Here is a 25,366-nt window from a genome sequence, read left to right as displayed (position 1 = left end):
GAACTCCCTTATAAAGAAGAAGGGGGAAGAATATGAAAGAAGTTTTTTCCTATGTAAAGCCTTATAAATGGACAGCATTCATCGCGTTTAGTTTAATGCTGTTGGAATTGTTTGTGGAGCTCGCGCAGCCATTGGTTATGGCGAAAATCATAGATGATGGAGTACAAGCTCAAAATCAAGGGATGATATGGCAATGGGGAATTGTGTTACTGGCCTTATCTTTCGTAGCATTTATAGCGGGTGTTGTGAATTCCTATTTTTCATCGCATACAGCACAGAGTTTCTCCTATGATTTACGAAATGCACTGTTTGAAAAAATACAATCCTTTACATTAGCTACTTATCAAAAATTTTCAACGGCTTCTCTTATAACAAGGTTAACGAATGATGTGACGCAAGTTCAGACGGTGCTGTTTATGAGTTTACGTATTATGCTTCGTGCACCACTTGCCGTTATTGGCAGCATCATTATGGCTTTTGTTGTAAACGCTAAACTAGCATTGTTTCTAGTAATTGGCGCACCGATTATTTTTATTTTTCTTATCGTTATGGTGGCAAAAGGTGTGTCTTATTTTGGACGTGTGCAAAAGAGAGTAGATCGTTTGAATCGAGTATTACAGGAAAATTTACAGGCTATTCGATTAGTGAAAGCTTATTTACGTGGTGCCTATGAAGCCTCTCGCTTTGATGAAGTTGCCTCCCGCTTAAAAATAGATACTGTAAAAGCTCTACGCACAATGGAGTATATTATGCCTGTATTGTTATTCATCATGAATATGAGTTTACTCGCAGTGCTGTGGTTTGGGACAAAACAAATAGCTTCTGGTACAACACCACTTGGAGATGTAGTGGCCATTGTCAATTATGCCATGCGTATGACAGGCTCGTTTTCGATGTTTGCCTTTATTATTATTTTTTATGCGCGTGCAAAAGCTTCAGCAGAGCGAATGGCAGAAGTACTTTCGACTGAAAATGAGATTGAACTACCATCAACTTCAGAGAAAACAACGAATGATTTGAACTTCGGAGAATTAGCGTTTGAGCATGTAAGCTTTACGTATCCTGGGGGAGACGCACCTGTACTTTCCGATGTAAGCTTCCGAGTGAAATCGGGTGAAAAGCTTGCCATTATGGGGGCAACTGGTGCAGGGAAATCAACGCTATTACAGCTTATCCCACGTTTTTACGATGTGACAGAGGGCAAAATCGTAGTAGAGGGGAAAGATGTACAGCAATGGGATTTACAAGAACTGCGCGAAACGATCGGCTATGTACCACAACAATCTTTATTATTTACCGGAAGCATTGCTGATAATGTTCGTTGGGGCGATGCAGAGGCCGACATGGATGCAGTGCTACACGCGACTATGCAAGCACAAATCCATGCTTCTGTGGAAGATTTCCCGAATGGGTACGAGACGAGAGTCGGTCAGAAGGGTGTCAATCTTTCGGGTGGTCAAAAACAAAGATTATCGATTGCAAGAGCGTTATTAAGAAAAGGACATATATTAATGCTTGATGATAGTACAAGTGCGCTTGATGTGAAAACGGAGCAGGCATTATGGGAAGCATTGAGTGAAGAACAAGCAACGATGTTAGTCGTTACTCAAAAAATTCGCACAGCGAAAGGTGCACATCGTATTTTACTCATCGATGCTGGAAAAGTGGTCGCATATGGGACGCATGAAGAGCTTTTGCAAACGTCAGCGCTCTATAAAAAAATCGCAATCTCCCAACAGGAGGTGGAGGAATAATGGGATTTTTCCAAAAACCTTTTGGCTATGAGCCTATTTTGACGAAGGATGATGTGAAGCAAACGGTTAAGAAAAAGAAGGGACCTCGTGCGACAAATTGGAAAAGTACACTACTACGTTTATGGAAAATAGTCGATGAACAACGTGCACTACTACTGACCGTACTGTTACTTGTTTTTGTGAGTTCCATGTTGGCTCTTCTTGGGCCGTATGTAATTGGTAAAATGATTGACATGTACGTAACGCATGGAGAGCTTGCAGGATTAGAGAAGGGGATACTGCTGTTAATCGGCATTTATGCTCTATTAGCCGTATCGTTATTTTTGCAAAATTATTGGATGATTGGTATTGCTCAACAAACGATTTATCGTTTACGAACGAGTGTATTTGCTCATTTCCAAAGACTGCCGATTGCCTTTTTTGATCGTCGTCAGCATGGGGAATTAATGAGTCGGATGACGAATGATATTGAAGCCGTTAGCTCCACATTAAATAGCTCCTTTATCCAAGTATTTTCTAGTGTATTAACACTGACGGGAACAGTCATCATCATGCTAAGTTTAAGTCCTTTATTAACGGTATTAACGATGACGATTATCCCAATTATGTTTTGGGCGATGCGTTGGATTACACGGAGAACCGCACCGTTATTTAAGGAACAGCAAGCGGCTATAGGAGCTCTAAATGGCATGATTGAAGAAACGATTTCTGGCCAGAGGATTGTGAAAGCTTTCTCGCAAGAAGAACGAATGAAAGAGGAGTTTCGCGAAAAAAGTGTACGATTAAAAAGAACGGGCTTTTGGGCACAAACATACTCTGGCTATATTCCGAAGGTCATGAACTTTTTAAACAATATGAGTTTTACAATTGTGGCTGGTATTGGCGGTATACTCGCTCTTTATGGGCATGTGTCTATCGGCGTCATTGTTATTTTTACAGAATACGCAAGGCAATTCACACGACCGTTAAATGATTTAGCCAATCAATTTAATACCGTATTGTCAGCGATTGCTGGTGCAGAGCGTGTATTTGCGCTACTGGATGAAATGCCTGAAGAGGAGGCAGCTTCAGCGCAAAAGCATAAGCTAGAAGGACAGGTGAGCTTTCAGCATGTGTACTTCAAATATGAACAAAAAGAAGAAGCTTACACGTTGAAGGACATTCATTTTAACGTGGAGCCCGGTCAAACGGTCGCTCTTGTTGGAGCAACCGGAGCAGGCAAAACAACGATTTTGCAGCTGATTGCAAGATTTTATGAAGTATCAAAAGGTGAGGTTTTATTTGATGGTGTCAACGTACAGCAAATAGAACGACAAGCATTGCGCTCACAAATGGCCTTTGTGTTGCAGGATCCGTTTTTGTTTGAGGCAACTGTACGTGAAAATATTCGTTATGGTCGATTAGATGCTAGTGATGAGGAGATCAAGGAAGCAGCAAAGCGTGCAAATGCCCATGACTTTATCATGTCGCTAAAGGATGGCTATGACACAATACTTGCCGCAGATGGCAGTGGCATTTCCCAAGGCCAAAAACAGTTATTGTCCATTGCACGAGCATTGATTGCCGACCCGAAAGTTTTATTATTGGATGAGGCGACAAGTAGTATTGATACCGTTACGGAGCTTGCGATTCAGGAGGCTCTTGATCTGTTAATGCAGGGACGCACAAGTTTTGTGATAGCTCACCGTTTGAATACTGTGCATAATGCCGATATGGTACTTGTCATGCACAAAGGTGAGTTAGTCGAAGCAGGCTCTCAACAAGAGTTAATGGAATCTGGTGGTATTTATGCGCAGATGCTACAATCTTCGTCCCATCATCTTGATGAGTAGGGTGAACGAAACGATGTAGGTATAAATTTCATTCCTCAAACATAAATAAGAGTAATTCCGAAGTTTTTGGGATTGCTCTTTTTTTAGTTGGAATATAGCATAGCATTTTAAATTTTAAATGTAATTTATTTATAAAAATAGTATAATTATGGATAATGACGAAATAAAAAATTCAGGTTTATTATTCACCGATAGAAGATTTATGAATGATATTTTGCCTAGGTGAAGGAGCGACTGGACGTTCATTCGCAGTGGAAATCGGATCTTCAGATAAATGGGGTGTGTACAAACACACACGTGATTATAGTAACTTTCAGTCATTATAACCGTCAATAATCATAGTAACTTTTTAATTTCACTAAATTTGAAAAGAATTGTTAATAATTAGAAGTGTCAAATTTATTTTGTTGCAAGATTATTTTCTTTCTTGCTACAATAGGGCGATAGTTTGATACAAGAACGGAGTAAATGATGAATATTTCAGTAATGACAGTGTCTTTTCCGTTAGATGGGGAAACATTAAATGAATTAAAATTATTGTGTGAAGAAGCGACTACAAATGACTATCGCGTCTATGAAACGGCTATGGGTTTGCCTATGGCGAGTTCCTTTGAAACGAAGGGCTTTATGGTACTTGCTTATGAAGATGACAAAGATGTCTTAGTCGGTGCAGCAAGTGCAATAGATTTAATGGGGCTGCATACTTATGAATGGTCTTTAGTTGTAACACCTACGTACCGTCAAAAAGGAATTGGAACGGCTCTAGTAGATGTTTTACAGGCAGGCCTCGAGGAGCGCGGAGCAGAGGGGCAATTGGCGGTAGTAATAGACGGCTCACCTTTTGGACACACGTTTATTGAAAAGAAAGGCTTTACATATAGCTTTTCAGAAGCCACTTTAGAAACAAAAGCAGAGTCAGTAGAATTAAAGGATGATATCGAAATTATCCCTTATACAGATGAACAGGCAGAGCTGATTGCTATTTATAGCGCAGCGTTTGGAGATCTACCTGAAGAGTCTGAAGAGCTAATCGCTTTTAATACATCAACGACTGGAAGAAAACTGTGGGTAGCACGTAAAGAAGGAAAAGTTGTTGGAACCGTGACGACTGCCCAGGAAAATGAAATTCAATGGGTTACAGCATTGGCAGTACATCCAACTTGTGAGGGGCAAGGGATAGGTACTGCAATGCTTTCGTTTTCCAAAGATTATGCAAGCAAAATTGGTGCGAAATGCGTCATGCTAGATGTAGAGATTGACAATAGAAAGGCGCTTTCTGTTTATGAAAAGGCCGGCTTTATGAAGGCTCAGCAAATAGACTATTTTGTAAAACATTAAGTGAAGAGTGAGGAGTGTGCTTTATGCATCGCTCCTCACTTTTTTTGTGTCCACGAAGTCAAAATACGGAGATAAGGAAGTAAGGTCTCCAGATGAAGATAACGAACTACATGATTTGTCTTTTGCTCAAAGGAAAATCCAAGGGAAACATCATTCGATCGTGGGATAAAAGGCTGAAAAGAATACTCGTGATCATGCAAATGACTACTTTATCAAAATTTGTTCAAAAGTGAACAAAAGTTGATTTGCATCTTTTTCTGGAAAGTTTTACGCTGATTAAGCCAGTCGATTAAAGGATGTCTTTTTTGGTTTTTTGGGAATGGAATAATTTTATATAAAGAGTTGGAAAATGGTTTTTAATGATTCAACTGTTGCAAGTAATGCAGAAGTAGTACCATCACTAACTCTAGGGTCATGTCATATGCGAAATCCAAAAAGTATTAATAGATTTTCAACAATACTCGTTGAAAAGCATTTAAATCGAGTGAGAATTTTCAACATTAATTTCAAAATCACTATTATCAAATTATGTTGGAAAAGCAACAAAAGTTGATTTTTATTTTTTTGTAAAATGCGATACAGTTGATAACTGTAAACAGAATGATAAGAAAAAAGAAAAAAATATGTTTAAGATCATTCATTTTGAGGTATAGGTTAAGTGTAAAAGGTAAACAATTTTGTATTTGTAGTAATAGTAGTGATGTTTCTAAGTCCTTCTTCTTCATCTAATGCTAACTCGCAAGCTTTTCAAAGTAAGAGGGCATTCACTTTTTTGAAAAGTATGTTGACCCTGATTCAGAATGGAAACCTGACTTTAAGGACGTAGAAAAAATCTAAAAACGGGATATACATCTTATTTAGGAATAACAAGGAGTGCTATTTACCGTATCAGCATTTTATCTGATACATAAATATAAATAAAATAAAAAACAATGAAATGAGAGGATGATATAACCTTGAAAGGATGTCCTTTTTTGCTCATAAAATGTAATAATATTACAAACAATAAAGAAAATGGATTTTTGTAAGCGATCCACATAACTGGGGATGCATCTTATTAGAGAAAATATTTTAAGAAGTGTTATTTACCGTATCAGCATTTTTTGATACGTAAATATAAAAAAATACAAAGAAAGGAGAGTCTAACCTATGAATAAAAAGATCATACAAGCCGTAGCAATCGCTACGTTACTAAGTGGAATGGCTATTTCACCTCAATTTGCTTCAGCGGAGGGAGAAAAAGAAAAAGTAGTTCCTTACGTATCGAAAGGAGCGGTGACATTTATCCCGAACGAAGATTCGCAAGGACCGGTAGATCCAACTGACCCAGATCCAGAGAAGCCAGTGGATCCAGTAGATCCGTTAGATCCTGGGGTACCACCAGGACCAGGAACTGGTGGCCCATTAGGCATTGATTTTGTATCGAATCTCGATTTTGGTATTAATGAAATCTTGAGCAAAGATATGACCTACTATGCGAATGCTCAAAAGTTACGTACCGGTGAGACGAGTAAATTTGTACCAAACTATGTGCAAATCTCAGATACTCGCGGAACAAATGCCGGATGGACATTAACGGTTAACCAAGAAGGTCAGTTTTCTAATGCTACAACGCAAAATAAAAAATTAAATGGCGCGCAAATCAAATTTGTAAATCCGACTGTCACAGGTAAAAACGAAGCGACAGCGCCAACAGCGGCTAAAGAAATTACGTTAGATCCAAATGGAGCTGAGTCACTTGTCATGTCAGCAAAAGCAACTGAAGGGGCTGGACTTTGGGTAAACCTTTGGGGACAGGTAGATGAGATGACGAATAGTAAAGGTGAGAAAGTACAAAAAAATAAAGCGATTTCCCTTTCTATTCCAGGGAAAACGCCAAAAGATGCTGTTACATACAGTACAAAATTAACATGGAACTTATCGGATGTTCCAGGTAATTAATAATAATAATAATAATAATAAAGGATGATAAACATGAAAATTAATTTAAAATCGCTAGGCGTTGCAACAACAATGTTAACAGCTTTCGCATTAGGAGGAAGCGTCACTTCTTATGCGGCAGAAGGAGAAAAATATGAAAGAATTTATAACTCGAATGCAATTATCGAATTTACACCAAATGATGGCGAAGGCTCCATAACACCGCCAGTAGATCCAACAGATCCGGAAAATCCGAATCCAGTAGAACCAGTAGATCCAACTGATCCAAACGGTCCAAATCCGGGAACGGAGGGTCCATTAAGTATTGACTATGCATCTAGTTTAAGCTTTGATAAGCAAAAAATTACTTCTACCGATCAAGTTTACAAAGTAAAACCACAAGAATTTGGCAATCGTAATCCTAAAGAAGGCCCAAACTATGTTCAAGTGACAGATAGTCGTGGTACAGATGCAGGTTGGTCACTGCAAGTGAAACAGAATGGTCAATTCAAGAGCACTAAAAATCATGTACTAACGGGTGCTGAAATTCAGTTCAAAAATGCTTGGGTGAATACGGCTTCTAAATCTCCAAAACCGTCTATTATTAAATCTGAATTTAGTTTAACACCGGAGGGAACTGGTGTAGCTGAAAATATTATGACCGCTAAAGTAGGAGAAGGTAATGGTACTTACGTTTTAGTATTTGGTGATAACCAAACAGCAGCGAATAGTATTGAACTTCATGTCCCAGGTGCAACTACAAAATATGCAGAAAAATATTCTACATCATTAACTTGGACACTGACAGACGTACCAGGAGCAGGTGGGGAACCAGAAACACAACCAGAAACACAACCAGAAACACAACAATAATAAGCATAGTCATGATAGGGGACTGTCATAAAAGCAAAATAGTAACCTATCATGTCATTGCAATATTGTGAGATACAGGTAAAAACCCTTATAAGCTCCTGCTAATTCAATTTACAATAAGCGCGAGTTAAAAGTGTAGCGACAGGAGGATCACGCCTTCGTGACATCCTGTTGCTCCATTGTTAGAGGAAAGCATGGCGGGTTTTTACTAATAACTTTAAATCGTTGAAGAATTTTAAGCAGTAAGGATGGTAGAAATTATGAAGAAAAATAAGTTATGGACCTTATTCGGACTATTGATTGCAAGCCTAGTATGGTTAACACCATTAGCTTCTGCATCTGAATTTAATTTTGGTGTGTATACCGTCATTCCAGATAACCAAATTGATAAACAAAAATCTTATTTCAATCTGAGAATGGAGCCTAATCAAAAGCAGACATTAACGATTCAATTAAAAAATAATACGGAAGATGATGTTGTCATTGAGCCGATCATTCATTCAGCTACAACGAATATTAATGGAGTTGTAGAGTACGGCCCTACAAATGCTAAACCTGATTCTTCATTGCCTTATGAGTTAGGGGATTTAATAAAAACAGATAAGGAAGTTACGATTCCAGCTAAGGGAAGTAAGGATTTATATTTACATGTAACAATGCCTGAAGAAGAATTTGATGGAATTTTAGCGGGTGGCATTACATTAGAAGAGAAGAAAGCACCGTCAAAAAATACCGAGGAAACAAAACAAGGTGTAAGTATTGAAAATAAATATGCTTATGTAGTAGGAATTACCTTACAAGAGACGGTTGTTGAAGTGAAGCAGGATTTACAATTACACGATGTTAAAGCTGGACAATTGAATGCGCGTAACGTCATTAATGCTACGCTTCAAAATCCAACGGCAACGTATTTAAACCGTTTTGAAGTAGACGCGGAAGTTACGGAAAAAGGGAAAACAGAGGTGCTCTATGAATCGAAAAAACAAGACATGCAAATGGCGCCCAATTCAAACTTTAAATATCCGATTTCGCTAAATGGAGAAAAATTTAAAACGGGAACATATACGTTACATGTAAAGGCTAAGTCGAGCAAAGAATCATGGGAATTCGAAAAGGACTTTACCATTAAAGGGGAAGAAGTAAACCAATTTAACGCAACGGATGTATCAATTGAAGGTCCGAATTATCTAGCGTATTTGGTAGGATTGTTAATTTTAATAGTAGTAGGGTTACTAGTGTATATAGTTTATAGCAAAAAGAAGCAGAAAAAAGAAAAAGAACAAGAAACGAACGAATAGTTGATGAAAAAATACGCATTTTTATTGAAAGCTTGGGATTATTCCTTGTTACCCTATAGGTAAACTTTATATTTTTGAAATATCTCAAGTGTGTGGATAAACCATTTTTATCTATGTCTAAGTAGAGGCTGATTTCAGCTAAGGGCTACTTGCTTTTGCACATAAAACATTCAATCCGTGCAGGGTCCCCCCGCCTTTCCAGAAGGAAGTTTTGCTCTGCGACAGGAGCACTCGAGTAGTCCTTCGCTAAAATCAGTTGAAAATGGTCATTCATTAGCGAAATACTAAAAAATTTATCGGGTATTTATAAACATATATTTCCTAACCAACAAGACAACATGCCCTGATAAATTCTCTCACTATTAAAGATATACATACTAAGGTAGGTGGAAAAATGAAGAAAATAGCAATGGTGATGATGGTCATTCTTCTCGTTTTTTCTGAGTTGAATGTATATGTAGCGGATACGTCTGTTGGTTATGAAAATCCAGCAGTTGAATGTCAAGAACAGTCAGAGTCCATTAGTGAAGAAGAGTCAGCAAATGCATGTGAAGAACAGCCAGAGTCTGGAAGTGAGGAAAATCCAGCAACAGAAGGTGAACAACAGCCAGAGTCTGGAAATGAAGAAAATCCAGTAACTGAAGGTGATCAACAGCCAGAGTCTGGAAGTGAAGGAAATCCAACAACAGAAGGTGATCAACAGCCAGAGTCTGGAAGTGAAGAAAATCCAGCAACAGAAGGTGAGCAACAGCCGGAGTCTGGAAGTGAAGAAAACCCAGTAACTGAGGGTGAGCAACAGCCAGAGTCTGAGAGTGGAGAAAATCTAGCGCCTGCGTGTGAGCAACAGCCAGAGTCTGGAAGTGAAGAAAACCCAGCAACTGAGGGTGAGGAACAGCCAGTGTCTGAAGGTGAAGAAAATCCGGAAATTGAATGTGCGGAAGAACCTCAAAGTGAAGAAAACCTGGAAATTGCATGTGCGGAGGGAGAATATTTAGTTAGCGAAGAAGAGCTAACAATTGAAGGTGAGGAACAGCCAGAGGTAGACAGTAAAGAAAATCCAGCACCTAAATGTGAAAGAGTTGTTCCTCTTGATCCTAAAGGAATTCCAATAAGTTATGTTGGTAAAATTGGCGATATTGATTTTGGGGATTTGGATAAGGATGGTTCTCCGGAAGAATTAGGATTTACGCAAATGTCATTAAATAGGGGACTTGAACTGCCAACAAGAGAGAAAGATAAAAGAACTTATTACATGTATTACGGGGATGTTCACAATGAGCGGTCATTGAACTCATTGAAAGATGAGAAGGCTTATGTGAAGCATGAGGATGATTGGTTACATCCGTTGCCTAGCATGGATACAACACTTTACGATGTAGTGAATGGAAGGAATATACAAGCACAAAATTTCACAGTAATGACAGCTCTAGCTATGGAGGATCCTAATCAAAATTATGGTGTCGCAACATATCATTATTACCAAGGAAGACCTGGTCGTGAAAACCGAATAGGAAAGGCGAGCGCAATGGGATTTGTGGTTGCTAATGGGGAGGAGACAATATATGCATTTAAGGATACTTGGTTTCAATCTGGGGGCATGCCACTTCTAAAACTATATAAAAATGAAAAAACACATGAATTGATTGCTTATGCAGCTGTCATTAATGGTCAATACGTAGATGGATATGTGAAATTTAAAATGAGTCTGATGAGTGAGAGAAAAGGGCGTATTAATGTCAGTATGAAGTATTTGAAATTAAGTAATCTTTATACTTATATAAATTTTGCTTATACAGTTAATATGGATATTTTTACGCGTTGGAAAAGAAGTAAGATATATTCATTAGGAAATAATGAAGGATTTTATTTTCATGAGAAGAGACTAGGGGGAAACGGTCCAGGGGGAGACAAACAAGATTATTTTCTTTATTTCTACCGTGATGGTTATGAGAATCATCCAACTAGATTTAAAGCAAATGATACCGGGCAATCCTACGTTTTCGGGGAACGCCTTTTCTTTAATTTAGATGGGTCAGGCACCCAAGATCCAGGCCGGGGTGGGCAATATCCCTATGAGAATGCGACAAATTCAGCCTGGGCATTAAGGTGGGATAAGGAAGATCTAAAGCGTGGCAAAATCAAAGAAGCGAATCTTCAGATTGCGGTAACTGAAAGACCAGATGTTGCGCCAACGTTAAACTTGAATAAAGATGTTGAATATACAGATGGTGGTTATCGTATTTCAGGAACATGGAAAGATGCAGACAGTGATACTGTCAGTCTTTATTATACGGTAGATGGCGGTGTGCCTAAGGAAATAGGCAATTATATAAATGAAAATATGAATACAGATGTTTCATGGTCGCATACGATTCGGAGAAATGAAATAACAGAGGGAGTAGATCACGAGATTGCTGTATATGCGATTGACTCAGAGAATCTGCAATCTAATATTGAAAAGATAAAAATTGCCTATCACAATATAGCGCCGGTGGTGACTATAGATAATGATGGTACTTATACAGATGAAGGATATTATATTTCTGGAACATGGAAAGATGCAGACAGTGATACTGTCAAACTTAATTATATAATAAATGGTGGTGGTGGTGTTTTTTCTGGGCAAATAGGAGAATATAAAAATACGAATCCAAATACAAATGTACCGTGGAAGTTCATAATTCCAATTAACCAAGTAAAAAAGGGTCTAGATCACACGGTTACTGTATACGCGGATGATGGAACAGATTACTCCAATTTTGAAACGAAAAAAATACGCCCAGAATTATCCGTTGAAGAGCGGGTGTTTGATGAAGATGGTAACGTGCCAACAGACGTTGCGCCGGGTGAAATAGTAAGCTATAAGATTTTAGTAGATTCTGGCTATATTTCGGAAGATAAAGGCACATATGACCAACTTACGATTACACAAAAATATGATACACATTTAGAACCACCAACAGATCTTAAAGTAATCAATGCAAATGGTGGTAAAATTGGTGAGGCAATATACAATACTTCTACAAATACAGTTGAAGCAAAACTCGATCCAGGCTTGAAGCGCTCTACGGAAGTAAACGTCACTTTTAATGCTAAAGTAAAAGAAGATGCGGCAGAAGAAGAAGTTGTAAGTCAGGCGACAGTAGCAGGGAAATACAGTACGGGTGATACAGTTAATAAGACATCAAATGAAGTGAAAATCAAGATTACTGGCGTGTTGAAGTTCATTTCATCACCTCAAGTGATTGGCTTTGGAGAAGTGCTTAAGATTTCGCCACGAAATAAAACGTATCAACTCATCCAAGTTGATGAGCCTTTGGCAGTAAAAGATACTCGTGCGTTGTCGGGAAAACCGTCTTGGACGATGAAAGCTAAGCTAATTCAGCCGCTAACAAGCAGCAGAACAGGTTCTAAATTAGAAGGCTTACAGTACCGCTATGGTGAAAATGTTTCAATCCTTACTGAAAATGCTTCAGCAGAGATTTATGCAAAGGAAACAACAAACAGAGAAGTAGTCAATATTTCTAGGACATGGCAACCAGACGAAGACGGTCTTTATTTAGAAGTAGCAGCCGGAACTGCTAGAGCTGAAGCTTATACAGGAACGATACAGTGGGTACTTGAGAATGTACCGGTGAATGAATGATGTCGCATTTGTCTACATCAAAAGAGGATCTCTTATTCTAATCAGAGATTACCTGAGGTGTGCTATGCTATAATAGCAGAAATAAGTACCTCCCAATCATTTGCCATTCTCACAGTGCATGGTTGATAACTAAATGATTTTTAAAAAAGAAAACATGAGATTGAACATTTATCAATCTCATGTTTTTTAGGTGCTATATGGATGTATTTGTTTTGTGCTAATTCTTGAAGGATAAAATATATTCTTTAGAATGGAGGGACTTTGAAAAATGGAACAGAAACAACTAACCTCATGGCGTCCTAACGGTTTTATGCAATGGTTATTGACAGTCATTGCAGTAATTACATTGCCGTTTATAAGTTTTTTGACATACTATATATGGAATCCAACTAATTATTCTAATAAAATGAGTTTCCTTGCCATGATTGCATTGGCAATTCCAATGTTTTTATTAATTTTAACAGTATTGATCATCGTGCTATTAATACTAGCTGTATGGAAAAAAGCTGTAATCGCTCGAGCACTTTTGATTCCTTCATTGTTATTATTGATGCTTCTAAATATAGTACCGACTACTAAAATGTTTAACTATGCTAAAAGCGAAAATGTTTCGGTTTCTCTTACTGATCATTTTTTTAGCACGACAAAAATTACATCAAAATTTACTCAGGATGTTGTCTATGGAAAAACGGCAGATGGCGAAGAGCTAAAGCTTGATGTGTGGCCTGCTCATGATAGTTCAAAAACGGCACTGAATCCTGCTGTTATCATAATCCACGGAGGCGGATGGGTTGAAGGCGATAAAGGGACTACACCACATTGGAATCAGAAGTTTAGTGAATTAGGATATACCGTTTTTGATGTACAATATCGTATGCCTCCTGAAGCGGGATGGAAAGATGAAGTAGGCGATGTGAAATCAGCAATAGGATGGGTAGTAGAACATGCGGATACCTACAAAATTGACCCCGAAAAAATAAATGTCATGGGTCAATCGGCAGGAGGAAATCTAGCTATGATGGCTGCCTATAGTATGGGAGAGGAAAAGTTACCTCCTTCAACTAATGTAGCCTCAGTAGCTATTAATTCTGTCATTAATATATATGGACCAGCAGATATGACAGAGGGTTATAAGCATAATCCTAGCCCTGACTATGTAGAAACTGTTATGGAAGAGTATATCGGAGGTACGCCTTCACAATTCCCTGATCGTTACAAAATACTGTCTCCTATCAATTATATTGATGAAAATACACCGCCGACTATTACGATTTCCGGAACGAGTGATCGTATTATCCCGACAGAACAGGCTGAAGCTTTAGATAGGAAACTAAAAGAAAATAACGTTCCGCATGAACTTTATCTTCTTCCAGGAACGGATCATGCGTTTGATATATTTTCAGATAACGTAAGTACTCAGTTTGCTTTTGAAAAAGTCAAAGCCTTTCTTCAAAAGTATAATTAATGAATATAGATGATAGAGCGAATCTACATAAAAACTAGAAATAAAAGTGAACCTACTTTATTTCTAGTTTTTATTTGTGAAGTGGAGAGAGAGGGATGGATCGTAATTAGATACATCTCTTTTTCGGTTTTAATACGTAAAAAGAAAAGAGGCTTTACACAGATGAGGAGTGATATGTTGTCATCCCTCACTGATTCTATTCCTTTTCAAATTGAAAAATATCTTGATTGATCATTGCATGAAAGTAGCTATCCATTTCCTTCGCTGAAACTTCTTTTCTATTTTGTAACCACCATGTACTTAATGTTGTAAGGACACCTGAGTGGAATTCAATAATCAACTCAGATGGTATCGTATGATTTTTACAAATGCGTTGTAATTCTTCATTTTCCTGTTTCTTCATTTCACGAGTTTGATAAGCCATAAAGTTAATAAATTGTTCATCATCCATTTGCGCCTCTAATATTTTACCAATCTCTTTATGACGTAAGAATTGTTCTATCACTTGAAATGGCTTCGTTAATCGATCGAAAAGTGGTACGGTCAATGCTTCTTCTTGATCTTGTCTAAGCCCAAATGCCAATAATGCATTTTTATCCTCAAAATGTTGATAAAAAGTTGTTCTGTGAACCATGGCACGATCACAAATTTGGTTAATAGTAATGGCACTATATTTCTGTTTTGGTTGGGTCATTAATTCAAATAAAGCTTCCCACAATAATTTATGTGTACGTCTAATACGTAAATCCAGCTGCCTCTCATTATTTTTCATCTACACTTCTCCTATTCTGTAGTTTATTTATACAACTGTTGAAAATTGATTCTGCCTATTTAATCTACAAATGTATAGTATATTACGTGTGTTCTTTTGTATACACATGTATTAATAATCAAGACGGCAGGAGGAAAGTTAATCAATGAATATGACGACTACGAGTTCTACAAGTAGCAAAGTTGATCTTTCTACTATTAGACATAAGCCAATAATAATCGCATTAATGTTAGGTGCAATGGTCGCGCTTTTAAATGAAACATTACTCGGTAATGCTTTAACTGTACTTATGGGAGAGTTTGATGTAACAGCTTCGACCATTCAATGGCTTTCTACAGCTTACATGTTAGTTGTGGGCGTTTTAGTACCGATTACAGCTTTACTTCAACAATGGCTCACAACAAGACAAATGTTCTTAACCGCCATGATTACCTTTTTAGTTGGTACATTGATTGCTGGAGTCGCGCCGACTTTTAGCATTTTATTGATCGGCCGTATTGTCCAAGCAATCGCCACTGGATTAATCTCACCATTACTAATGAATACGATTTTAATAATTTGTCCACCTGAAAAACGTGGCGCCACAATGGGCTTAATCGCACTTGTGATGATGTCTGCTCCAGCAATTGGCCCGACATTATCGGGAATCATCGTTGATTCACTTGGCTGGCGCTGGTTATTCTATCTTGTTATACCTATAGCCATCATTTCGATTTTAATTGGAATGAAGTATCTTCAAAATGTCTCTGAGATAACACGACCAAAAGTGGATTACTTATCCATTCTTTTATCAACATTAGGTTTCGGTGGGATTGTGTATAGCTTTAGTTCATCCGGTGATTTCGGGTGGTCAGATCCGAAAGTTTATATCACTTTAATGATTGGGGTTATAGCGTTAGTCATTTTTGTTGTTCGTCAATTAAAAATAGATCATCCCATTTTAGAACTGCGTGCCTTTAAATTTCCAATGTTTGCTTTGTCAGTTGGGTTAATATTCATCGTCATGATGTCTCTGTTCTCAACGATGACATTATTACCGATGTTCTTACAAATGGTTTTACTTGTGACAGCCTTTAAATCAGGGCTCATCATGCTACCAGGAAGTATTATTAGCGGCATCATGGGGCCGGTTGCAGGTTTACTATTTGATAAATTAAGTCCAAAAACTATTATCGTCCCAGGTATTGGGCTAGTAGCCTTTGCGATGTGGCTATTCAGTGGCATTAACGCAGAAACGACATTACCACAAATTATTTTGATGCATAGCGTATTAATGGTGGGCCTCATGTTTGTCATGACCGTACAAACATATGGATTAAATCAATTGACACCAGAGTTTTATCCACACGGTACAGCGATCTTTAATACGCTATCGCAAGTAGCCGGCGCAATTGGAACAGCTATATTTATATCTAAAATGACGACAGGTACAACTAAATATATGGAAAGCTCAACAAATCCAATGGATCCAGTTGAAAAGGTAAATGGTTTAACATCTGGCTTCCAAGGGGCATTTACGCTCGGGTTAGTCTTTATAATTGTTGCCCTCGTTGTATCGTTTTTCTTAAAAGGACAGAAAAAGAAAGTAAAAGCCACTCAGCTTATAGAAAAATAAAAGGTTGTAAAAAGGTTGTAAACGTTGTATTCGTGGGCGAGTGGATATATTGCCACATTGGCGATGGAAACGGTCATTTTACAATTAGTTTATAAAATATGAAAAAGAGAGATGTATCGTATGTTTGATACATCTCTCTTTCTGTTTTTAGATAAGTGTGAAGAAAATGTTTTTTATTCTATTTATTGGTAAAAAACACTAGAAGTCCACAAGTTAATTGTGTAAGCTAGCATTAGGAAACCGTTTATCATAAATTTGTAACTATCTTCATATAGTAATAGCAAGCCTATGAAAGGAGTCGTTACCATGCGCATGCCGGCACTACCTAAAAAGAAGTCTCCTCCAAAGGAAGCACCAAGGTCATGGTGGAAAGTTGTAAAAGCGTATTTATCCAGAGGAAGGTTTTACCGCATACCGCCTCGGAAATGATAGATGGGTATTGAATGTTCGATGCAAAAAAAGTCGCTATGAAGGCGACTTTTTTTACATCTGTTCATTTTCTAATAGAAAAGTATTTTTGGTTGGACCAATTAAATACAGCTCATGCATGGCTCGAGTGAGTGCCACATACAGTAGTTTTCGATCAACTTTTGTATCGTAGAAAGGTGTATCGAAGGCAGCTACGATTACAGCATCAAATTCAAGGCCTTTTGCTAAATGACTCGGCACAACGAGCAATAAATCCTGATTAATAGACTCGTCTTCAGTTAAAAGCTGAGAAGCAATTTTTTTATCTTTTAATGCTTGCTGCATGGTAATCGCCTCTGCAGTCGTTTTACAAATTAAAGCAATGGAATGATGTCCATTGGCTCGAATGGCATCAAAAACCTCTTGTATTTGCAGGGCATCGAATGATGGAGCCTCTATATAGGTAGGGACATTGCCATGACGAACTACCGGCTCTACTAATGGCAGCTGTTCATCCATTTGTGCTAAAACCTTATTCGCAACTTCCATAATTTCAATGGTCGTTCGATAGCTTTTTTGAAGTGTTCTAAAGCTTGCTCTAGGAAATAGATTTTGGACAGGTTCCCAGGCAGTAAGGGAACGATAGCTATGGATCCCTTGTGCTAAATCACCGACCATCGTAAACATATCTGTATCCAGTCCTGTTTTTAAAGCGGCAAGCTGAAATAAACTATAGTCCTGTACTTCATCGATGAAGACGACTTTCATTTTCCATTCATCAGGAATGCCCTTTAAGCGAGCTTGTAAATAATAAATGGCAGCTAAATCTTCAAGCACCCATTGTTCTTTAGCATGTGCCTGTAAAAATTGCTGTTGCTCAAGATAATGCCATTCCGGTGCAAGTTCTGCTAATAGCTCAGCATTTGTTAGAAGGGAGCGATAGAGAGTCTTGATGTTATGTTTAGAAAAGCGTCGCATATAAACAGTGGCTGTTGACTTTGCCTCTTTTTCAATGGCAGGAATGCGTTCATCACGCTCATCAATAAACTTCGTGACAACTCGACGACGTTTTTCATCATCACGGAATCCATCAAGTGCTCTGCCAAGTGCTGCATCATATTTTTTATGGAGCGTAATTAAAATAGCTTGTTTCTTTTGACGGGCATGGCTTGCTAGCACTTTTTTAATATGTGCCAGTCGTTTTTCAATCGGCATATAAGAAAATTCATATAAAAATAGCTTCTTTAAATGGGAGGCACGCATAATGCAATATTTTTCAATGAATACATCCTCAAATTGGTTAGCAATTTCCTGCTCAATCTTTTGCACGTAGCGCTCGATAACATCACGGTAATAAAGGGAGCCCTTCATTTCAGATATCCAAGAAGCTACCTGTTGGGGTTCACCCGCAACAAGCGATTCTAACTGCTCATTAGGATTTTGGAGTTTCAGTTTTAGCTTAGTCGCAGCTAGAACGTAATCGGTAAAGGTTGTTTGACAAATTTTATCGACACCAAGCTCTGGCAAAACATCTCCAATATAATCGATAAACAACTTATTCGGTGCTAAAATCATGAGCTGCTCAGGGTTAAAATGCTCGCCCATTGTATAGAGGAAGTACGATATACGGTGTAGGGCAATGGTTGTTTTTCCACTACCAGCAGCACCTTGAACGATAATCGGCTGACGAAGATGCGCTCGTATAATTTCATTTTGTTCTTTTTGAATGGTGGAGACGATTTCTGTCAAACGTACATCGGCTTTTCCAGCTAACGCTTCTTGCAGTAACTCATCGTTTGTCGTTAAATCAATATCTCGAATATCAAGCAATTCACCATCTTGGATTTTATATTGTCGCTTGGCAAATAGGTGTCCTTTATGGATTTCTCCACGAACATCATATTCCATATCCCCGAGGCGACCATCATAATAAACATTCGCTACCGGTGAACGCCAATCGACGATAATCGGCTCATGCGTTTCTCGATGAAACAAAGACGTTTTTCCGATATAAAGAAACTCTTCAGGATCTCCAGTCTTTTGAAAATGAATTCGAGCAAAGTATGGCTTTTTTTGAATAGCTTCTAAGCCTTCCTTTTGGTTCCGAGCCATTTCAAAAAAACGGGCATTTGCCAAAATATTATTGTAGCCCAAACTTGAATCTAAATAATCAAGATCCGCCATCGACTTACGAATATTCTCCTGAGCAGATTGCAAACCTCTTTGCGATTCATTTAAAATTTGCTGCATGTAATTTTTAGTAGAAGCAAGCCGCTCCACTTCAGCCTGAAAATCTGGATGTTGTGCAGTCATTTTTTAGCACCTCCTAATTACTTATGATGTTTTAATAAAACTTTTTGAAGAGAAAAGTAGACCCTAGCTCAAAGCCGAATCCGGACGCAATGAGGCCTAGGTATAATTAATGTAGATTCTCATACTACTATATATAATATTTACCAGCAAGTGAAATTGTAATAGGCTTATTAAGGAAAGAACAAGAGAACATGAATGATAGAAAATCGCTCGACCAACTAAAGGTGAGCAAACTAGGAGGTTATTAGATTGGAAATTTTTGCTCATAGAGGCGTTTCGGCACATTACCCTGAAAATACAATGGCTGCTTTTACGGCCGCATCGAAGCTTCCGATTACAGGCATTGAGCTAGATGTTCATTTAACAGCAGATAGGGAGTTAGTCGTTATTCATGACGAAACAATCGACCGCACATCAAACGGCTCTGGCTACATCAAGGACTACACGCTACAAGAGCTTCGTGCATTTGATTTTGGCTCCTGGTTTTCAGCTGAATTTGAAGATGAAAGCATACCAACTCTAGGAGACGTATTAGAACTGTTTGCAGGCACAAATCACCGCATTAACATCGAGCTCAAAACCGATGTATTCCCATATGACGGGATAGAAGCCCTTGTGATTAGAGAGATAGCTGCCTATCAAATGACAGAAAGAGTGATTATATCCTCCTTCAATCATGAATCTATTCAGATGATCTCACAAAGAGCGCCATATATCGAAAAAGCGGCGCTGTTTGCAGAAATCTTAGTAGACTTTACCAGCTATACAGCCCAAATCCCGGCAAACGCAATACACGTCAACTTACCAACAGCGTTTCGGAGATCTGTTCAAGAAGCTCTAAATGAAGGAACGACTGTCCGTGTATATACAGTAAATGACGTCGAGAACGCAAAACAATTACAGCAGCTCGGCGTACAGGGGATATTTACAGATGACCCGGAGAAAATCGTAGCCGCGTTGGTAGGGTAGAATGGCTGGAGCGTGGATTGGGTGGAGTGGCGTGGCTGAAAGAAGAGCTAGGGTGAAGGAAAAAAGAGTCGAATTGACGGATAGAGAAGGCAAAGTATTAGAACCGGCAAGGTGATGGATAGAGCCGTTAAGGTCGTGGATAGAACCGCTCATATCGTGGATAGACTCGTCGAAGTCGTGGATAGAACCGCTCATATCGTGGATAGAACCGTCAAATCGTGGATAGAACCGCTCGAATCGTGGATAGAACAGCCCATATCGTGGATAGAATCGTCAAAGTTGTGGATAGAACAGCCCAAAACGTGGATAGACTCGTCGAAGTCGTGGATAGAACAGCCCGAAACGTGGATAGAATCGTCAAAGTCGTGGATAGAACAGCCCAAAACGTGGATAGAACCATCAAATCGTGGATAGACTCGCTCAAATCGTGGATAGAACCGCCAAAGCGATGGAAAGAAGAGCCGAATCGACGGAAAGAAGAGTCGAATCGACGGATAGAAAGACGAGAGCGACGGAAAGAAGAGCCAAAGCGACGGATAGAAATCAGAGTGACGGAAAGAAGAGTCGAATCGACGGATAGAAAGACGAGAGCGACGGAAAGAAGAGCCAAGGCGACGGATAGAAATCAGAGTGACGGAAAGAAGAGTCGAATCGACGGATAGAAAGGCGAGAGCGACGGAAAGAAGAGCCAAAGCGACGGATAGAAATCAGAGTGACGGAAAGAAGAGTCGAATCGACGGATAGAAAGACGAAAGCGACGGATAGACTTGCCGAAATCGTGGATAGAACCATCAAAATCCTGGAAAGCTCCGCCGCAAATCGACGGAAAGCCCCGCCAAAACTCATAGATAGCCCCACGAAAATCCGCAGAAAGCCTTTATTCATAGGCTTTTCGGATTTAACGCGCTGAGGGAGCGCAATTCAGTGCGTTAAATCCCCGTATGAAAAGAATAGAGTTATTACCACTTAACGCGATTCTCTTCGATACTGCCTAGCATTTGCTTGATGACAAGTGTTTCGCCGTTGTCTAGTAATACGGTACCGTCGTAGTAGCCAAACATTTGGTGTACTTCAGATTTTACGAGGCCAGCTTTTGTGACGGCAACACGCTCGTAGAATGGGGAGAATGTTAATGAAACTTGGTTAGTGAATTTAGTTTTAATTTTCCACCGTTGCATTAAATCCTCTTGATTATAATTAAACAGTACATCTTCATGTATTTTTGTCATTTTGCCTTCAACGAAAACAGCATTTTCGGTCATTCCAGTTCCGTCTGTCCATTTACCGCCTAAGTTGAGTCCGATTCGTCTGCCTCGAACTCGTTGTGAGGCCATTCCCCAAGTCCATGTGGATTGACGCGGCCAAACGCCACGACTGTATTCTAGTACAGCGAAGTTTTCCTCAGGAGAAAATGTAAAGCGGCGAGTACCAATTGACACAAAACCAGAAGTAGGAAGTGTGTGATGCTTCCCTGTAAATTGGAATGTTTTACGGTTCCAAGGGATGACTACATTCAATGACTCGTCTGTAGGCGGATGTTGAATGATAAGCTTTGCACATAAAGTATCTCCATCAAAGTCTGGGATCGAAACGGATAGATGAGTTTCGTTTTGTACATATGTCATATCGATCATCATTTCACTATTTTTGAAGGTTACTGAATCTAGCACCTGTGTAGGCATTTTTAATTTTCCACCCAATGGAACTATAATTGTTTTTTCAAAGTAGCGCTGTGTTTCATATTCAAGGAAATAGACGAAGCAGACCGCTGCATAGTCTAGATGACTAATAGTAGCTGAGAAGATGATCTCATCACCGTAGACACACCAATAATTCCATTTCTTTTTGCGCATGATATGGCCACTTAAATTGCTGTTTATAAGAGGCTTGCGTGCAAATCCGATGGCAGCTGGATTTAAATTGCCTTTTTTATCGCATAAAAGAGTAGGTTGTATAATTTCTTTCTCAGCATGCTGCTTCACATTCAACATCCCTTCTGATCATAAAATAAATATTTATAATTCCTTACCCTTATTGTAGCAAAAACTAGCAAAGATAGTGCCAAATAAGACCACTTTCGACATTTTTATGAATAAGGACCTAGCTAATAGAAATATCTCTTTATACATATGTTGAACATAAGGAGGGGTAGTGTGGCAAAAATGTATAACAGACAGGCTGCTGTGCAGTATGCGAATTTATGGTGGAACAGGCGTAATCCAGCGTTTCCGAATTTTACTGTTGATTGTACGAACTATATATCTCAATGTTTACTTGCTGGGGGAGCACCTATGCGGGGGGCTCCAAACAGAGGGAAAGGTTGGTGGCTTCAGCATGGGAATTGGAGCTTTAGCTGGTCTGTTGCACATTCCCTTAGATGGTATTTGGAAGGCTCAACGACTGGATTAAAGGGAAGGCGGGTTCAGTCTGCCGAAGAATTAGAGCTTGGAGATATTATTTTTTATGATTTTCAAGGGGATGGGAGAATTGACCATTCTGTCATTGTGACTAGTATTCAAAATGGTATTCCTTATGTTAATGCACACACTTCAGATAGTATTAACCGACCCTATTTTTATGAAGATTCAACAGCCTATACGCCAAGCATGACTTATTATTACATTCATATTGATGATAGTTTTGCTTAAAGGGATAGTAGTTTTAAAGCTCATCATTTTATGATAATGTGAGGGATAGAAGATAAATTTTAACTTCATTCAGCAAACAGCCGCTGAATGAAGTTAAAGCCTCCGGCGGATGTCACGGAATCGGAAAGGAGTTCTTAGGGGATGTTAGCCTAAAATCATCGCATCCATGCGATAACGGCTAACTGACCTGCGTCGTGCAGGCCTAAGCACAAAGCCGATTCTGGACGCAATTATGCCGAGGCATAATTGGTAAATATATTGTAGTGTTATAGAAGGAGATATGAGTATATGAGTGAACAAGTTTTATCTGTAAGGGATGCGATTATTGAGCGTCGTTCTATTAAAAAATTTAATGGTCAGCCAGTAGAGCGTGAAGATTTAATGGCTATTATTGACGATGCGGTATGGGCGCCGAATCACGGGAATCGTGAGCCTTGGCGTTTAGTCGTTGCTTGTGGTGAGGAGTTATCGGCTCTTCATAATTTATTGCGTGATATAGCGATACCGAAATGGCAGGAGCTTTCAAGTGAAGATTTAGCGAAGCAAATGACGAAATTCACATTACCAGGCGGTTATGCTTTTGTCATCGTTCCAGAGGATGCACGACAAAAAGAGCGATTAGAAGATTTCGGAGCGGCAAGTATTTTTATTCAAAACATTCAATTGCTAGCTTGGGATAAAGGAATCGGCTCATGCTGGAAAACACCTGGGTTCCTAGATAACCCTAAATTCCGTGAAGCTCTAAAGGTTCAGCCGGGTGAGCGCGTGATTGCGATGCTACAAGTTGGTTATTTTGATGAAGCACCAAAAGGGAAAGAACGTAAAAAATCAGCAGATATCGTTACGATTTTTGGCGAATAAGTTAGCAAAATCCCCTCGTTAAAATAGACGAGGGGATTTCTTTATTTTATTTTGGTAATTCAGCAACCTCAAATAAATAATCACTTAAAACACGTAATCCTTTATCGAAGTTTTCTAAATGGAAGTGCTCATTTGGTGCATGGAAGTTTTCACTTGATAAGCCGAAGCCCATTAGCACTACTGGTAATTCTAAAATTTCATCAAAGGCAGCGACGATAGGGATGGATCCTCCGCCACGTGTGTAAGCAGTTGGTACATTATATACTTTTTCGTATGAGCGACCAGCAGCTTGGATAAATGGATGATCAAATGGTGTTAAGAATGGACGTCCTTTATCAAATTCAGAGATCGTCACTTCAACGCCAGTTGGTTTATGTTTTTCAATATGTGCTTTTAAAAGTGCTACAATTTCATCTGGCTCTTGATTTGGCACAAGACGGCATGTGATTTTTGCGCTAGCCTCAGCAGGAAGCACTGTTTTAATGCCTTCGCCAGAGAAGCCTCCAAACACACCATTGACCTCTAATGTTGGGCGCGCCCAAGTGCGTTCTAAATAGGAATAACCAGCTTCACCGAATAATTCCTTCACGCCAACTTCTTCCTTCACGGATTCTTCATCAAAGCCAAGTGCACGGTAAGCTTCGCGTTCTTCTTCCGTTAATGGTAAAACGTTGTCGTAGAAGCCTTCCACTTGAATTGTTCCATGCTCATCACGGAAAGAGGCTAAAATGTCAGCTAATGCATGAATAGCGTTTTGTACACCGCCACCGTATAGACCAGAGTGAAGGTCACCTTTAGCACCACGAACATCAATTTGAACCCCTGTTAAGCCACGTAATCCATAGCATACAGCAGGTTTACCAGGACCATATAAACCTGTATCAGAAATCAAAATTAAGTCGGCAGCAAGTTTCTCTTTATGTTCTTCAACATAGGCAGGAAGGTTAGGACTACCAATCTCTTCTTCACCTTCATAGATGAATTTCACGTTCACTGGTAAAGTGCCAGTTGTCGCAAATAAGGCTTCAATCATTTTCAAGTGCATAAACACTTGTCCTTTATCGTCACTAGCACCGCGAGCAAACAGTTTGTTGTCACGAATCGTAGGGTTGAATGGCTCTGTTTCCCATAAATTTAATGGGTCAACAGGCTGTACATCATAATGACCATAAAATAGAATAGTTGGTTTACCCTCAGCATGTAGCCAATCAGCATAAACAACAGGGTGACCTGCAGTTTGCGTAATAGAGATGTTCTCAAGATTTAGCTTTTTAAATGCGTTCGCTAGCCACTCTGCGGCATTTTGTATATCGCCCTTATGTTCAGATAAAGAACTAATACTTGGAATACGTAAAAATTCATTTAATTCATTTAAGTGTGCCTCGCGATGTTCTGTGAAATACGCATCTAACTGCTGTACATTTGTCATCTAGCATCCCTCTTTTCAAATATTTCGATAATAGAAATAGTATAGCATAATGTGGTTGGGGAATCTTGCTATAGCAATGGTTTCTTCCATATTTAGCCCAACTGCCTACTGCCTGTAAATTTCTTGCTGGATGCTTGTCACTCACATACTTTCATCACTGTTCTTTTCTATTATAAAAAAGCAATGTCCTCCAAATGCATTCAAGGACATTGCTAAAATCGATTG

At 39.0% G+C, this 25,366-nt stretch carries 16 protein-coding genes and 1 pseudogene; 13 read left to right on the top strand and 4 right to left on the bottom strand.

The window, feature by feature from the left end; all coding sequences use genetic code 11:
• Nucleotides 1–32: 32 nt before the first annotated feature.
• The 9 genes and pseudogenes from ACVYAD_RS20430 to ACVYAD_RS20390 all read left to right on the top strand — a co-directional run bounded on the left by ACVYAD_RS20430 (nt 33) and on the right by ACVYAD_RS20390 (nt 14,126).
• On the top strand, nt 33–1,754 hold the full coding sequence (locus ACVYAD_RS20430) for an ABC transporter ATP-binding protein (RefSeq protein ID WP_476427729.1): 1,722 nt from the start codon (nt 33–35) through the stop codon (nt 1,752–1,754).
• Nucleotides 1,754–3,586 carry an ABC transporter ATP-binding protein gene (locus ACVYAD_RS20425; protein ID WP_476427728.1) on the top strand — a complete coding sequence of 611 codons (1,833 nt, stop codon included), beginning with the start codon at nt 1,754–1,756 and terminating at the stop codon, nt 3,584–3,586. Before ACVYAD_RS20430 ends, ACVYAD_RS20425 begins: the two co-directional genes overlap by 1 nt.
• Before the next feature lie 471 nt (nt 3,587–4,057).
• Nucleotides 4,058–4,924, top strand: coding sequence for a GNAT family N-acetyltransferase (locus tag ACVYAD_RS20420; protein ID WP_476427726.1), 867 nt, complete (start codon nt 4,058–4,060; stop codon nt 4,922–4,924).
• Between the two features lie 870 nt (nt 4,925–5,794).
• Nucleotides 5,795–5,845, top strand: a pseudogene (locus ACVYAD_RS20415) (sortase B protein-sorting domain-containing protein); the annotation flags it as partial.
• 228 nt (nt 5,846–6,073) lie between these two features.
• Nucleotides 6,074–6,865 carry a WxL domain-containing protein gene (locus tag ACVYAD_RS20410; RefSeq protein ID WP_476427724.1) on the top strand — a complete coding sequence of 264 codons (792 nt, stop codon included), beginning with the start codon at nt 6,074–6,076 and terminating at the stop codon, nt 6,863–6,865.
• 33 nt (nt 6,866–6,898) lie between these two features.
• Nucleotides 6,899–7,717 (top strand): WxL domain-containing protein, encoded by an 819-nt coding sequence (locus tag ACVYAD_RS20405; RefSeq protein ID WP_476427722.1) that lies wholly within the window; start codon nt 6,899–6,901, stop codon nt 7,715–7,717.
• Nucleotides 7,718–7,977: 260 nt separating this feature from the next.
• Nucleotides 7,978–9,015: a WxLIP family cell surface protein gene (locus tag ACVYAD_RS20400; protein ID WP_476427720.1), complete on the top strand. Its 1,038-nt coding sequence runs from the start codon at nt 7,978–7,980 to the stop codon at nt 9,013–9,015.
• A 394-nt stretch (nt 9,016–9,409) separates the two neighbouring features.
• On the top strand, nt 9,410–12,661 hold the full coding sequence (locus ACVYAD_RS20395) for a hypothetical protein (RefSeq protein ID WP_476427719.1): 3,252 nt from the start codon (nt 9,410–9,412) through the stop codon (nt 12,659–12,661).
• A 268-nt stretch (nt 12,662–12,929) separates the two neighbouring features.
• Nucleotides 12,930–14,126: an alpha/beta hydrolase gene (locus tag ACVYAD_RS20390; protein WP_476427718.1), complete on the top strand. Its 1,197-nt coding sequence runs from the start codon at nt 12,930–12,932 to the stop codon at nt 14,124–14,126.
• A gap of 196 nt (nt 14,127–14,322) precedes the next feature.
• Here ACVYAD_RS20390 and ACVYAD_RS20385 read toward each other — a convergent pair whose 3' ends face one another.
• A complete protein-coding gene (locus ACVYAD_RS20385) occupies nt 14,323–14,898 on the bottom strand; it encodes a TetR/AcrR family transcriptional regulator (protein WP_476427716.1) in 576 nt (191 codons plus the stop codon).
• Nucleotides 14,899–15,043: 145 nt separating this feature from the next.
• On the opposite strand from ACVYAD_RS20385, the gene ACVYAD_RS20380 reads away from it, so the two are divergent.
• On the top strand, nt 15,044–16,513 hold the full coding sequence (locus ACVYAD_RS20380) for an MDR family MFS transporter (protein WP_476427715.1): 1,470 nt from the start codon (nt 15,044–15,046) through the stop codon (nt 16,511–16,513).
• Nucleotides 16,514–16,996: 483 nt separating this feature from the next.
• Here ACVYAD_RS20380 and helD read toward each other — a convergent pair whose 3' ends face one another.
• Nucleotides 16,997–19,234, bottom strand: a complete 2,238-nt coding sequence (gene helD, locus ACVYAD_RS20375; protein ID WP_476427714.1) for an RNA polymerase recycling motor HelD — start codon at nt 19,232–19,234, stop codon at nt 16,997–16,999.
• 249 nt (nt 19,235–19,483) lie between these two features.
• Here helD and ACVYAD_RS20370 point away from each other — a divergent pair, with 249 nt between their 5' ends.
• Complete coding sequence (locus ACVYAD_RS20370; protein ID WP_476427712.1) at nt 19,484–20,203, top strand: glycerophosphodiester phosphodiesterase; 720 nt, start codon at nt 19,484–19,486, stop codon at nt 20,201–20,203.
• 959 nt (nt 20,204–21,162) lie between these two features.
• Here ACVYAD_RS20370 and ACVYAD_RS20365 read toward each other — a convergent pair.
• Complete coding sequence (locus ACVYAD_RS20365) at nt 21,163–22,185, bottom strand: DUF2804 domain-containing protein (RefSeq protein ID WP_349661548.1); 1,023 nt, start codon at nt 22,183–22,185, stop codon at nt 21,163–21,165.
• A 171-nt stretch (nt 22,186–22,356) separates the two neighbouring features.
• Between ACVYAD_RS20365 and ACVYAD_RS20360 the strand changes: the two genes are divergently transcribed.
• Complete coding sequence (locus ACVYAD_RS20360) at nt 22,357–22,851, top strand: amidase domain-containing protein (RefSeq protein ID WP_476427710.1); 495 nt, start codon at nt 22,357–22,359, stop codon at nt 22,849–22,851.
• Between the two features lie 288 nt (nt 22,852–23,139).
• On the top strand, nt 23,140–23,712 hold the full coding sequence (locus tag ACVYAD_RS20355) for a nitroreductase family protein (RefSeq protein WP_476427708.1): 573 nt from the start codon (nt 23,140–23,142) through the stop codon (nt 23,710–23,712).
• Between the two features lie 46 nt (nt 23,713–23,758).
• Here ACVYAD_RS20355 and ACVYAD_RS20350 read toward each other — a convergent pair whose 3' ends face one another.
• Nucleotides 23,759–25,141: a dipeptidase gene (locus tag ACVYAD_RS20350; protein WP_476427706.1), complete on the bottom strand. Its 1,383-nt coding sequence runs from the start codon at nt 25,139–25,141 to the stop codon at nt 23,759–23,761.
• Nucleotides 25,142–25,366 lie beyond the last annotated feature (225 nt).

Source organism: Lysinibacillus sp. G1-3 (assembly GCF_056322905.1).
Note: the sequence above shows the minus strand (reverse complement) of the source record. Positions and strands in the feature narration are given on the sequence as shown.

Bases quoted from the DNA above. Each gene is read 5' to 3' on its own strand.
- ACVYAD_RS20430 (WP_476427729.1), top strand. From the start codon at position 33: ATGAAAGAAGTTTTTTCCTATGTAAAGCCTTATAAATGGACAGCATTC.
- ACVYAD_RS20425 (WP_476427728.1), top strand. From the start codon at position 1,754: ATGGGATTTTTCCAAAAACCTTTTGGCTATGAGCCTATTTTGACGAAG.
- ACVYAD_RS20420 (WP_476427726.1), top strand. From the start codon at position 4,058: ATGAATATTTCAGTAATGACAGTGTCTTTTCCGTTAGATGGGGAAACA.
- ACVYAD_RS20410 (WP_476427724.1), top strand. From the start codon at position 6,074: ATGAATAAAAAGATCATACAAGCCGTAGCAATCGCTACGTTACTAAGT.
- ACVYAD_RS20405 (WP_476427722.1), top strand. From the start codon at position 6,899: ATGAAAATTAATTTAAAATCGCTAGGCGTTGCAACAACAATGTTAACA.
- ACVYAD_RS20400 (WP_476427720.1), top strand. From the start codon at position 7,978: ATGAAGAAAAATAAGTTATGGACCTTATTCGGACTATTGATTGCAAGC.
- ACVYAD_RS20395 (WP_476427719.1), top strand. From the start codon at position 9,410: ATGAAGAAAATAGCAATGGTGATGATGGTCATTCTTCTCGTTTTTTCT.
- ACVYAD_RS20390 (WP_476427718.1), top strand. From the start codon at position 12,930: ATGGAACAGAAACAACTAACCTCATGGCGTCCTAACGGTTTTATGCAA.
- ACVYAD_RS20385 (WP_476427716.1), bottom strand. From the start codon at position 14,898: ATGAAAAATAATGAGAGGCAGCTGGATTTACGTATTAGACGTACACAT.
- ACVYAD_RS20380 (WP_476427715.1), top strand. From the start codon at position 15,044: ATGAATATGACGACTACGAGTTCTACAAGTAGCAAAGTTGATCTTTCT.
- helD (WP_476427714.1), bottom strand. From the start codon at position 19,234: ATGACTGCACAACATCCAGATTTTCAGGCTGAAGTGGAGCGGCTTGCT.
- ACVYAD_RS20355 (WP_476427708.1), top strand. From the start codon at position 23,140: ATGAGTGAACAAGTTTTATCTGTAAGGGATGCGATTATTGAGCGTCGT.
- ACVYAD_RS20350 (WP_476427706.1), bottom strand. From the start codon at position 25,141: ATGACAAATGTACAGCAGTTAGATGCGTATTTCACAGAACATCGCGAG.